Annotated in this window: 11 protein-coding genes and 1 pseudogene; 5 read left to right on the top strand and 7 right to left on the bottom strand. The window is 65.3% G+C overall.

Translation table 11 applies throughout. The features are described from left to right. Positions 1-356: 356 nt before the first annotated feature. Positions 357-521 (top strand): annotated as a pseudogene (locus Q8P46_03770) (sigma factor-like helix-turn-helix DNA-binding protein). Positions 522-901: 380 nt separating this feature from the next. On the opposite strand, the gene Q8P46_03765 reads toward Q8P46_03770, so the two are convergent. Together Q8P46_03765 and Q8P46_03760 are read right to left on the bottom strand one after the other, a co-directional pair. Further along, complete coding sequence (locus Q8P46_03765) at positions 902-1,576, bottom strand: dienelactone hydrolase family protein (protein MDP2619282.1); 675 nt, start codon at positions 1,574-1,576, stop codon at positions 902-904. Positions 1,577-1,612: 36 nt separating this feature from the next. Next, the gene (locus tag Q8P46_03760; GenBank protein MDP2619281.1) at positions 1,613-2,068 is read right to left on the bottom strand and encodes a GatB/YqeY domain-containing protein; all 456 of its coding nucleotides are present in this window, start codon (positions 2,066-2,068) and stop codon (positions 1,613-1,615) included. Between the two features lie 206 nt (positions 2,069-2,274). On the opposite strand from Q8P46_03760, the gene carA reads away from it, so the two are divergent. Then, positions 2,275-3,525, top strand: coding sequence for a glutamine-hydrolyzing carbamoyl-phosphate synthase small subunit (carA, locus tag Q8P46_03755; protein ID MDP2619280.1), 1,251 nt, complete (start codon positions 2,275-2,277; stop codon positions 3,523-3,525). Between the two features lie 60 nt (positions 3,526-3,585). On the opposite strand, the gene Q8P46_03750 is transcribed toward carA, so the two are convergent. The 3 genes from Q8P46_03750 to Q8P46_03740 form a co-directional block, all read right to left on the bottom strand. Continuing rightward, complete coding sequence (locus Q8P46_03750; protein MDP2619279.1) at positions 3,586-3,894, bottom strand: high-potential iron-sulfur protein; 309 nt, start codon at positions 3,892-3,894, stop codon at positions 3,586-3,588. A 104-nt stretch (positions 3,895-3,998) separates the two neighbouring features. Continuing rightward, positions 3,999-4,385 (bottom strand): DUF302 domain-containing protein, encoded by a 387-nt coding sequence (locus Q8P46_03745; GenBank protein ID MDP2619278.1) that lies wholly within the window; start codon positions 4,383-4,385, stop codon positions 3,999-4,001. A 1-nt stretch (position 4,386) separates the two neighbouring features. Next, positions 4,387-4,734 carry an SHOCT domain-containing protein gene (locus tag Q8P46_03740; GenBank protein MDP2619277.1) on the bottom strand — a complete coding sequence of 116 codons (348 nt, stop codon included), beginning with the start codon at positions 4,732-4,734 and terminating at the stop codon, positions 4,387-4,389. 208 nt (positions 4,735-4,942) lie between these two features. Between Q8P46_03740 and carB the strand changes: the two genes are divergently transcribed. Beyond that, positions 4,943-8,467, top strand: coding sequence for a carbamoyl-phosphate synthase large subunit (gene carB / locus Q8P46_03735; protein MDP2619276.1), 3,525 nt, complete (start codon positions 4,943-4,945; stop codon positions 8,465-8,467). 44 nt (positions 8,468-8,511) lie between these two features. After that, positions 8,512-8,985 carry a transcription elongation factor GreA gene (gene greA / locus Q8P46_03730; GenBank protein ID MDP2619275.1) on the top strand — a complete coding sequence of 158 codons (474 nt, stop codon included), beginning with the start codon at positions 8,512-8,514 and terminating at the stop codon, positions 8,983-8,985. Here greA and Q8P46_03725 read toward each other — a convergent pair. Both Q8P46_03725 and Q8P46_03720 read right to left on the bottom strand, forming a co-directional pair. Next, the gene (locus Q8P46_03725) at positions 8,966-9,472 is read right to left on the bottom strand and encodes an Lrp/AsnC family transcriptional regulator (protein ID MDP2619274.1); all 507 of its coding nucleotides are present in this window, start codon (positions 9,470-9,472) and stop codon (positions 8,966-8,968) included. The genes greA and Q8P46_03725 overlap by 20 nt on opposite strands. A gap of 37 nt (positions 9,473-9,509) precedes the next feature. Further along, positions 9,510-9,719, bottom strand: a complete 210-nt coding sequence (locus Q8P46_03720; protein MDP2619273.1) for a hypothetical protein — start codon at positions 9,717-9,719, stop codon at positions 9,510-9,512. Between the two features lie 77 nt (positions 9,720-9,796). Here Q8P46_03720 and Q8P46_03715 point away from each other — a divergent pair, with 77 nt between their 5' ends. Continuing rightward, positions 9,797-10,804, top strand: a complete 1,008-nt coding sequence (locus Q8P46_03715) for a mitochondrial fission ELM1 family protein (GenBank protein ID MDP2619272.1) — start codon at positions 9,797-9,799, stop codon at positions 10,802-10,804. Positions 10,805-10,924: the final 120 nt, after the last annotated feature.

The following is a 10,924-nucleotide window of genomic DNA, read 5'->3' as shown; positions in this document are numbered from 1 at the left end:
CGGGTGCCGGTCTTATCGGTTGCGTCGTATCCGGCATTGGAATTTTTCTCGGCACGTATCCAATCGAAGGCTTCACAAAATAAGAGCTCTGCGTATTCTCCAATCGGCGCGTTGGCGCTTCGAATGATGCCGCGCGCCTTCTATTCGTCGAGCACATGATAATGGAGGCGCAACAGGGCCTCGGCAGTGTTTGTACGAAGATCGCGCATGCTCGCTAATTTCCGCTTCGGGACAAATTGGCTGTAAGCTTTTCTGATGGGCATGAGGTTACAACTCGCACGTAAATATTTGAGCAACCGCAGACCATACGAATTGAATAATATTGCAGACATGCTGGAAAGGTCAGTTGGCGGTCGCGCATGCGCTTCGGCATCGGCATGAACACCGACCACACGCTGGAAGAGGTCGGCCAGCAGTTTTCCGTCACCCGCGAGCGCATCCGCCAGATCGAGGCGAAAGCTTTGCGCAAGCTCAAACACCCATCGAGATCGCGCAAATTGCGGAGCTTCCTCGATAACTAACCGATCTGGCGGATTCTTAGCTGTCGATCAGCTTGTCCTTCTCGCTTGCTCCGGCTTCGCCGGCGCTCGAAGGGCTGATCTTGTCAGATCGAGGCCAAGGCGCTGAGGAAGCTGAAGCATCCGTCGCGGAGCCGGAAGCTGCGGAGTTTCCTCGATAACTAGCCGCCGAGTTCTTTACCAATTTCCTCAGCACCCGCCGCTCGACCCGCCAGCGGCTCCAAATCAACAATCCTCCTCCCCCTTGACGGGGGAGGGATGCGAAGCGTTGGCGCAGGCGGAGCCTGCGCCTTACGCGAAGCTGGGTGGGGGTGTTCGAGGCCGCATGGATTGCCGGATCAGGCCCGGCCGCGACGAAAATGAAAGCGATGAGCCCCCTGCCCCTAAACCAGATGCTCGCGCAGGAAGGTGAGCGTGCGCTGGCGCGCGGCGGCGGCGGCGTCCGCGTCGTAGGAGCCGCGCAGGTCGCAGTTGAAGCCGTGGCCGGCGCCGGGATAGGTGAACAGCGGCACCGTCGGGTGCTTGGCGCGGACGACCTCGACCTTGTCCATCGGGATCGACTGGTCGTCCTCGCCGAAATGCAGCATCACCGGGCATTTCGGGTCTTCGTCGGCGAGTTCCGGGATCAGGCCGCCGTAATAGCAGACCGCGCAGGTCACGCCCTTGAGCCGCGTCGCCGCCGCCCAGGCAAGCCCGCCGCCCCAGCAATAGCCGACAACGCCGACCTTCAGCCCCTCCTCCTTGAGCGCGTCGATCGCGGCCTGGGTGTCGGCGAGCGCCTCGTCGAGGGTCACCTTGGCGCGCGTCTCGCGCCCGCGCGCGACCTCATCCGGGCTGTAGCCGATCTCGAAGCCGGGGGAGACGCGGTCGAACAGGGCGGGTGCGGCGGCGATGAAGCCGTCATGGGCGAAGCGGTCGGCGACCGAGCGGATGTGCTTGTTGACGCCGAAGATCTCCTGCAGCACCACCAGCCCCTCCTTCGAGGCCATCTCCGGCTCGGCCCGATAGGCGGAAAGCTTGTGCCCGTCCGCCGCCGTCAGTGTCATCTGCGTGCCCAAACTCGCCTCCTCCCTTTCTCCTGGCTCGTATCGCCCTCAGCCGGCGAGGATCTCCTTGACCACCTTGCTCGCCTTGCCGAAATCAATCTGGCCGGCATAGCGCTGCTTCAGCGCCCCCATGCATTTGCCCATATCCTTCAGGCTCGAGGCGCCGACCTCCTGGACCACCTCGCGGCAGGCCGCGGCCATCTCCTTCTCGTCGAGCTGGCGCGGCAGGAAGGAGGCGATGATTTCCATCTCCTCGCGCTCCTGCTGGGCAAGGTCGAGGCGGCCGGCCTGTTCGTAGGTCTCCGCAGACTCGACGCGCTGCTTGATCATCTTGGCGAGGATGCCCAGGACCTCCTCGTCGGAGACCCCGGCGTCCTGGCCGGCACCGCGGGCGGCGATGTCGCGGTCCTTGACCGCGGCGATGATCAGCCGCAGCGTGCCCATGCGCCGCTTGTCCTGGGCGAGCGTTGCTTCCTTCAGCGCCGCGTTGAATTTTTCCCGCATGCCTCCCCACCCCCAGCTTGGCTGCAAGCGGCTAGGATAGACCACGCGGAAACCCGGACGCAACCCATTTCGCGAGTATAAGACATTGTTTTTATTGGAGAAAATATTTATCGCCGGCCGTTGACGGGCTGCGGGCCTTGGCCTAGGCTCCGCGCCATTATCCGCGCCGCCGGCGCGCGAGGCGCAGGCACAAGCAGATCGGGATCATGACACGGCAAGGTCCATCGGCGCCCGCCCCGGCCGCAGGCCGCTGGCAGGAAGCCCGCGCGACCGCGCTTCTGGTGCTCGCCGACGGCACCGTGCTCGAAGGCGCGGGCCTCGGGGCTACGGGCAGCGCGGTTGGCGAGGTGTGCTTCAACACGGCGATGACCGGCTATCAGGAGATCCTCACCGACCCGTCCTATGCCGGCCAGATCGTCACCTTCACCTTCCCCCATATCGGCAATGTCGGCGCCACCGACGAGGACATGGAGACCGCCAATCTGGCGGCGACCTCCGGCGTGCGAGGGGCGGTGTTGCGCGCGCCCGTCACCCAGCCGTCAAACTACCGCGCCAAGCGTCACCTGAGCGACTGGCTGAAGACCCGCGGGATCATCGCGCTCTGCGGCCTCGACACCCGCGCGCTGACCACGCTCATCCGCGAAAAGGGCATGCCCAACGCCGCCATCGCCCACGACCCGAACGGCGTCTTCGACCTTGCCGCACTGAAGGCCGAGGCCGCCGCCTGGCCCGGCCTCGTCGGCATGGACCTCGCCAAGGAGGTCGCCTGCACGCAGACCTACACCTGGGACGAGACGCCCTGGGTCTGGAACCGCGGCTATGGCCGCCAGACGGCGCCGAAATATCACGTGGTAGCGGTCGATTACGGCATCAAGCGCAATATTCTGCGCCTGCTCGCTGGGGCCGGATGCAAGGTGACGGTGGTGCCGGGAACGATGGCGGCGGACGACGTGCTGGCGCTGCCGGCCGACGGCTATTTCCTCGCCAACGGCCCCGGCGATCCGGCCGCCACCGGCGAATATGCGGTGCCGGTGATCAAGGCGCTGGTCAAGACCGGCAAGCCGGTCTTCGGCATCTGCCTCGGCCATCAGATGCTGGCGCTGGCGCTTGGCGCCAAGACCGAAAAGATGCATCAGGGCCATCACGGCGCCAACCATCCGGTCAAGGATTTCACCACCGGCAAGGTCGAGATCGTGTCGATGAACCACGGCTTCGCAGTGTCCAGCGACAGCCTGCCCGCCGGCGTCGAGGAGACCCATGTGTCCCTGTTCGACGGCTCGAATTGCGGACTGCGCCTCGCCGACAAGCCGGTCTTTTCCGTGCAGCACCACCCGGAGGCCTCGCCGGGGCCGCAGGACTCGCACTATCTCTTCACTCGCTTCGTCAACTTCATCCGCGCGAGCAAGGGCGAGGAAGCGCTGCCGGAGCGGGTCGCGCCCCGGCCCACGGCGGCGTAGGACAGCTCGCTGCGCCCGCCGGTCTGCGGCGTGTGCCGACGCTCTTCGTGGCGCGGCGGCTCAGTATCCCGAGCTTGCGGCCTTGTAGAACTTGCACCAGCCGCTCGGGCTGATCTCGCCGTCCACCAGCTGGCAGGTCCTGTTGCGGGCGTTGAAGAAGCGGCACCCGCTGCAACGCTGGTTGCCCTTGGGCGATGACTGGTAGGCCGCCGCCGCCTTCGAACTCTTCGCCGCTGCCCGATTGCTGCCGACGATGCTTGCCGCTGCGCCGCCGCCAAAGGCCAGCGCTCTCCCGAGAAAGCTCCGCCGCGCAAGACCCTCGGGGTTCAGTTTGCCGGGCTCCGATTGGCCGGCCGACCTTCTGGACATGCAGCTCCTCCAACCGTTCTTCCAAATAGCGGTACGAGAGCTTGCCGCAAATGTTTCCTTGCGTCACTTCAACACAAGTTGATAGCGACATATCGGGCCGCCGCTTAGAGACCTTCCACGACCTCCTTGAGCAGCGCCCGCACCTGGGCCGCGATGGCGCCAAGATCCGGATTGTCGATGGCCTGCATCGAGGCGACCGGGTCGACGGCGGAGACCTCGACGTGGCCGGCATCGACCTGCTGGACCACGACGTTGCACGGCAGCATGGCGCCGATCTTGTCTTCCTCTTGCAGCGCCCGATAGGCGAGGCGCGGGTTGCAGGCGCCGAGTATCGTGTAGGGGCGAAAATCGACGTCGATCTTCTTTTTCAGCGTCGCCTTGACGTCGATCGTCGTCAGTACGCCGAAGCCCCTTTTCTGCAGGGCTTCGGTCACTTTTTCGATCGCCGCGCCGAAGGGCAATCCAAGGGTCTTGGAGAAGTGATAGGTCAATTCACTGCTCCAGCACCTTGCGTCGCTCCTCGAACTCCTTCTTGTCGATCTCGCCCTTGGCGAACCGCTCCTTGAGGATGTCGAGGGACGTTTTGCCGGGAGCGCTCGCGGCCGGACCACCGGAAACGCCGAGCCAGCGCACCAGCAGCACCACGACGATGACGGCGATGGCGATGAACAACAGCCACATGATCGGACCTATGAACCAGCCATATCCTCCGCCCCACATCATGTGGGGACCATATTGATAGTAATCGGGCCGGGACTGCTGCGCCAATGCGGGCCCGGCCCAGCTCCACGCCGCCGCGAGTGCCGGCAGCGCGGCGCCAAAGCGTGCAAAACGTCTCATGACCACCTCCGAATTGTTAGCCCCCTCTGGGGGTGAGCTGAACACGAGGTTTATCGCCGCCGCATTGACCTACCTCAAGGGCGCGCGCGGGAGATGAGCCTTTTTCCTGGCACTTTTCTTACCCTTGGTGTAGTCAACCCGGCGATCCACGCGTGAGTAGAGAGAAGGCCAAGGCGCCCCGCGGGGGAGCGCCGTAAGTCCTGCGCGCATGCCCAAACGCACCGACATCGAATCCATCCTCATTATCGGCGCCGGCCCCATCGTTATCGGCCAGGCCTGCGAGTTCGACTATTCCGGCACCCAGGCCTGCAAGGCGCTGAAGGAGGAGGGCTACCGGATCGTGCTGGTCAACTCCAACCCGGCGACCATCATGACCGACCCGGATCTGGCTGACGCCACCTATATCGAGCCCATCACCCCTGAGATCGTCGCCAAGATCATCGAGAAAGAGCGCCCCGACGCGCTTCTGCCGACCATGGGCGGGCAGACGGCGCTCAACTGCGCGCTGTCGCTCAACCGGATGGGGGTGCTAAAGCAATTCCGGGTCGAAATGATCGGCGCCACCGCCGCGGCCATCGACAAGGCGGAAGACCGCGAGCTGTTTCGCGAGGCAATGAAAAGGATCGGGCTCGAGACGCCGAAATCCTCGCTCGCGAATGCATCCGACCTCAAGAAGGCCGACCGCGACCAGCGCGCCGCGGAAATCGCGCGTATCAAGTCTGCCCAGCTTCCCGCGGCCGAGGAACAGCAGGCCGTGGCCGCATTCGAGGCGGCCTGGGCTGCCGGCGAATCCGATCGCAAGAAGCGCTACGTCGAGAGGGGCCTGATCGAAGCGCTGGAGGCCCTACAGATCATCGGCCTGCCGGCCATCATCCGCCCCTCTTTCACCCTCGGCGGCACCGGCGGCGGCATCGCCTACAACCGCGAAGAGTTCATCGAAAGCGTCGAGCGCGGCCTCGACGCTTCGCCGACCACCGAGGTGCTGATCGAGGAATCGGTGCTCGGTTGGAAGGAGTACGAGATGGAGGTCGTCCGCGACAAACAGGACAACTGCATCATTGTCTGCTCCATCGAGAACGTCGACCCGATGGGCGTGCACACCGGCGATTCGATCACCGTTGCGCCGGCCCTCACCCTCACCGACAAGGAATATCAGATCATGCGCAACGCCGCGATCGCGGTGCTGCGCGAGATCGGCGTCGAGACCGGCGGCTCCAACGTGCAGTTCGCCGTCAACCCGGCCGACGGGCGGCTGGTGATCATCGAGATGAACCCGCGCGTGTCGCGCTCCTCGGCGCTGGCCTCCAAGGCGACCGGCTTTCCCATCGCCAAGGTCGCGGCCCGGCTCGCCGTCGGCTACACGCTGGACGAGCTTGAAAACGACATAACCGGCGGCGCGACGCCTGCCTCCTTCGAGCCGACCATCGACTATGTGGTCACCAAGGTGCCGCGCTTCGCCTTCGAGAAATTCCCCGGCGCTCAGCCGATCCTGACCACCTCGATGAAGTCGGTGGGCGAAGTGATGGCCATCGGGCGGACGTTTCAGGAATCGCTGCAAAAGGCCCTGCGCTCGCTCGAGACCGGGCTCACCGGCCTCAACGAGGTCGAGATCCCCGGCCTCGGCCAGAGCGACGACAAAAACGCCATCCGCGCCGCCCTCGGCTCGCCGACCGCGGACCGGATGCTGAAGGTGGCCCAGGCGCTGCGCCTCGGCTTTACGCCCGAGCAGATCACCGCCTGCTGCCATATCGACCCCTGGTTCATCCGCCAGGTCGAGGAGATCGTCGACACCGAAGCCAGGCTGCGCCTCCACGGCCTGCCGGACGGCGCAAGTGCTTTGCGGGCGGTCAAGGCGCAGGGCTTCTCGGATGCCAGGCTCGCCGAGCTGACCGGGCTTGCGCCGGCCGAGGTCACCGAGCGGCGGCACGCGCTTGGCGTGCGCCCCGTCTTCAAGCGCGTCGACACCTGCGCGGCGGAATTCGCCTCGCCGACGGCCTATATGTACTCGACCTATGAATCGGGCTTTGCCGGCGCGCCTGTCGACGAGGCCGCCCCCAGCGCTCAGCGCAAGGTCATGATCCTCGGCGGCGGGCCGAACCGCATCGGCCAGGGCATCGAGTTCGACTATTGCTGTTGCCACGCCGCCTTCGCGCTTGCCGAAATCGGCATCGAGTCGATCATGGTCAACTGCAACCCGGAGACCGTGTCGACCGACTATGACACCTCCGACCGGCTCTATTTCGAGCCGTTGACGGCGGCGGACGTGCTCGAGATCATCGCCAGCGAAAGGCGCAACGGCGAGCTTCTCGGCCTTATCGTGCAGTTCGGCGGCCAGACGCCGCTCAATCTCTCCGACGCCTTGCAGGCGGCCGGCGTTCCGATCCTCGGCACTTCCCCCGACATGATCGACCTGGCGGAAGACCGCGACCGCTTCAAGTCACTGTTGCAGAAGCTCAAGCTGCGCCAGCCGCGAAACGGCATCGCCCATTCTCTGGAGGAAAGCCGCGCGGTCGCCGCCGAGATCGGCTTTCCGCTGATCATCCGCCCCTCCTATGTGCTCGGCGGCCGGGCGATGGAGATCGTCCGCGACGAGGCCGCCTTCGAGGCCTATCTGTCGCGCACCCTTCCCGAGCTGGTGCCGCCGGATGTGCGCCAGCGGCTCGCCGGCGACAAGGCGGCGCAGATCGACGTGGTGCTCGGCGAGAACCCGCTGCTGTTCGATTCCTATCTGAGCGACGCCATCGAGGTCGATGTCGACGCCTTGTGCGACGGCACCGACGTGTTCGTGTGCGGGGTCATGGAGCATATCGAGGAGGCGGGTGTGCATTCGGGCGATTCGGCCTGCTCGCTGCCGCCCCATTCCCTGTCGCCGGCGCACATTGCCGAGCTTGAGCGGCAAACCAGCGCGCTGGCGCTGGCGCTCCATGTCGGCGGCCTCATCAATGTGCAATACGCCATCGCCGACGGCGAGATCTACGTGCTCGAGGTCAACCCGCGGGCAAGCCGCACCGTGCCCTTCGTCGCCAAGGTGATCGGCGTGCCGGTGGCCAGGATCGCGGCCCGGATCATGGCCGGCGAACGGCTCGCTTCTTTCGCCCTCAGGCCGCCTGACCTCAACTATATCGCCGTCAAGGAGGCGGTCTTCCCCTTCGCGCGGTTTCCAGGCGTCGACACGGTGCTGGGGCCGGAGATGCGCTCCACCGGCGAGGTCATGGGGCTCGCCCGCGACTACGCCACGGCATTCGCCAAGAGCCAGCTCGGTAGCGGCACCAAGGTGCCGACCGAGGGCACCCTATTCGTCTCGGTACGCGACGAGGACAAGGCACGCGTTACCGCGACCGTGAAAAAGCTCGTCGACATGGGTTTCCGCGTCACCGCAACCGGCGGCACACAGCGCTATCTCGCCGCCCACGGCATCGATTGCCGCAAGATCAACAAGGTGCTCGAAGGCCGCCCGCATATCGTCGACGCGATCAAGAACGGCGAGGTGCAGCTCGTCTTCAACACCACCGATGGCGCCCAGGCGCTGGCCGACAGCCGATCATTGCGCCAGGCCGCTTTACTGCATAAGATTCCGTATTACACGACGCTCGCTGGCGCCGTCGCGGTGGCGCAAGCGATTGCGGCATGCCGCACCGGCTCGCTTGAAGTGGCGCCGCTGCAGTCCTATGTGGCGCTTCGCACAAGCGTGGCCGCAACAAGGCCTCACACCGGCCGCGCGCGGGAGGCCTGAGGGCGTCGGAGGATCCGGCGCGAGACGACGGAAAACTGGTTGGCATGGAAAAGATTCCGATGACCGCCGCGGGCTACGCGGCGCTTGAGAACGAATTGAAGCGGCTGCGCTCGGTCGAGCGCCCGCGCATCATTCAGGCGATCGCCGAGGCGAGAACGCACGGGGATCTGTCGGAGAATGCCGAGTACCATGCGGCCAAGGAGCAACACGGGCTGAACGAGGCGCGGGTGGCGGAGCTGGAGCAAAAGCTCGGCCGCGCCGAAATCATCGATCCGTCCAAGCTCGACGGCGAGCGGATCATGTTCGGGGCCACCGTCACGCTCGTCGACGAGGATACCGACGAGAAGAAGGTCTATCAGATCGTCGGCGACTTCGAGGCGGACGTGCGCGAAGGCAAGATCTCGATCTCCTCGCCGATCGCCCGCAGCTTGATCGGCAAGACCGTCGGCGACACCGTCGAGGTGAATACGCCGGGTGGCGGCAAGAGCTACGAAATCCTCAAGGTCCGGTTTCAGTAGGCGATCCGGTCGGATCCTCTTCGATCGGCACCGGCGGCGCGCTTTTCGTCGCGCCAAGCGACAGACAGGTGCGCACGCTGTCGACATTGGGCGCCGCGGTCAGCTCCCGCATCAGGAAATTCTGGAACGCGGGCAGGTCCGGCGCCACGCATCTTAGGAGAAAGTCGATCTCGCCCGACAGCATGTAGGCCTCGCGCACGATCGGCCAGCCGTCGAGCAGCGCCCTAAAGCTGGAAAGATCCGCCTCCGCCTGGCTGTGCAGTCCGATAAGCGCGAACACCGTCACCCCGAAGCCGAGCCGCGTCTCGTCGATGAGCGCCCGGTAGCCGGTGATGATGCCGGCCTCCTCCAGCGCCCGCACCCGCCTGAGGCAGGCCGGCGCCGACAGGCCGACCCGCCGGGCCAGCTCGACATTGGTGAGGCGCCCGCGGCGCTGTAACTGGTCGAGGATCATCCAGTCGCAATTGTCCAGCTTTTGCATGTGCATAGACCAGTTTCCTGTCAAGTTTGACCAGTTTGGTGGGTCAAATCGTTTCATCCGGCCCGTCTTTGCCGAAGCGATGCTGCGGCTCCGCACAGGCAGGCATGGCGCGGCGCAAATCGTCCCGGCCAACGGTTCCGTATGACCGGGAACCTTCTAGCTCGCCTTTCAGCGCCGCAAAGAATTCCGCGCCTGCGCTCCGGGGTGGCGCAATAATATTTCTCCGGCCGCGTTTGGGAAGAAAAAACGCCAATCGTTTCTCCTCCTCGCCTCTGGCTATGCTATGGGAGATTCGGCGGCCGCTGCCGGCCAATGGGGCAAGACAGGCAAATGGCAAAGACGAGGGAACCGCAGAGAGGCGTCGCCGCCGCGGCCGGCGGCGTCAGCTCCTGCTGGCTTCTCACCGACGGCAAGATCGGCGACGAGGTGCACTGCCTCGGCATCGCCGAGGCGCTCGGCCTTCGCTACGAGATGCGCCGCGTGGCGCCGCGCCTGCCCTGGGTTTGGCTCATGCCCTGGGGACCGATCGACCCGCGCGAGCGGCCCGAGCGCCCGGGAAGCCCGATCGCCCCGCCCTACCCCGACCTCCTGATCGCGTCGGGGCGGCGCGCCGTCCCCTATCTGCGTTACGTCAAGCGCGCCTCGCAAGGGCGAACCTTCACCGTGTTTCTCAAGGGGCCGCGCTCGCGGGCGGCCGCCGACGTCATCTGGGTGCCCGAGCACGATTCCCTGCGCGGCGACAATGTGCTGGTCACCCTGACCTCGCCACACCGCGTCTCGCGGCAAACGCTTGAGGCCGCGCGCAAGGCGCCGCCGCCCGAGATCACCGCCCTGCCGCGCCCGCGCATCGCCGTGTTGCTCGGCGGCAATAGCGGCGCCTTCGTCTATAACGAGCGCACCAACCGGCGCCTTGCGGCGGCGCTGCAATCCATCTGCACGACGAGGCCGGAATCCTCCTTCATGGTGACGCCGTCGCGGCGCACGCCGCCGGCGACCTTGCAAACGGCCCGCGAGGTGCTCGCCGGCCACCCGGCGATCATCTGGGACGGCACGGGGGAAAACCCCTATATCGACTTTCTCGCCCATGCCGATTTCATCGTCGCGCCGGCCGATTCCATCAACATGGTCGGCGAGGCCGTGGCGACGGGCGCGTCCGTCTATATCTTCCGGCCGGAGGGGGGCGGCAGAAAGGTCGACCGCTATCTCGCGGGCCTTAGAAAGATCGGTGCGGTGCGCGATCTCGACGGACCGCTGCAATCGTTCGACTACGAGCCGATCGACGCGACGCCCCTGATCGCCGAAGAAATCCTGCGCCGCTTCGCCGAGCACGATTGGTAAATCGGTATTGGCGAAAGCTTGCTAGTCGGCTGATTCAGTCAGATTGAAGGGTATAGATGCTTGAGTTTAGTGCGAGCGTCTTTGGTGGTGAAGTGCCAGTCGGACTTGGTGTGATGGGCA

This window comes from Hyphomicrobiales bacterium (genome assembly GCA_030688605.1).
In the GTDB taxonomy this organism is placed as follows: Bacteria; Pseudomonadota; Alphaproteobacteria; order Rhizobiales; family NORP267; genus JAUYJB01.
This window is presented reverse-complemented; position numbering and strand designations above follow the sequence as displayed.

Bases quoted from the DNA above. Each gene is read 5' to 3' on its own strand.
- carA (MDP2619280.1), top strand. From the start codon at position 2,275: ATGACACGGCAAGGTCCATCGGCGCCCGCCCCGGCCGCAGGCCGCTGG.
- Q8P46_03750 (MDP2619279.1), bottom strand. From the start codon at position 3,894: ATGTCCAGAAGGTCGGCCGGCCAATCGGAGCCCGGCAAACTGAACCCC.
- Q8P46_03760 (MDP2619281.1), bottom strand. From the start codon at position 2,068: ATGCGGGAAAAATTCAACGCGGCGCTGAAGGAAGCAACGCTCGCCCAG.
- Q8P46_03725 (MDP2619274.1), bottom strand. From the start codon at position 9,472: ATGCACATGCAAAAGCTGGACAATTGCGACTGGATGATCCTCGACCAG.
- carB (MDP2619276.1), top strand. From the start codon at position 4,943: ATGCCCAAACGCACCGACATCGAATCCATCCTCATTATCGGCGCCGGC.
- greA (MDP2619275.1), top strand. From the start codon at position 8,512: ATGGAAAAGATTCCGATGACCGCCGCGGGCTACGCGGCGCTTGAGAAC.
- Q8P46_03740 (MDP2619277.1), bottom strand. From the start codon at position 4,734: ATGAGACGTTTTGCACGCTTTGGCGCCGCGCTGCCGGCACTCGCGGCG.
- Q8P46_03715 (MDP2619272.1), top strand. From the start codon at position 9,797: ATGGCAAAGACGAGGGAACCGCAGAGAGGCGTCGCCGCCGCGGCCGGC.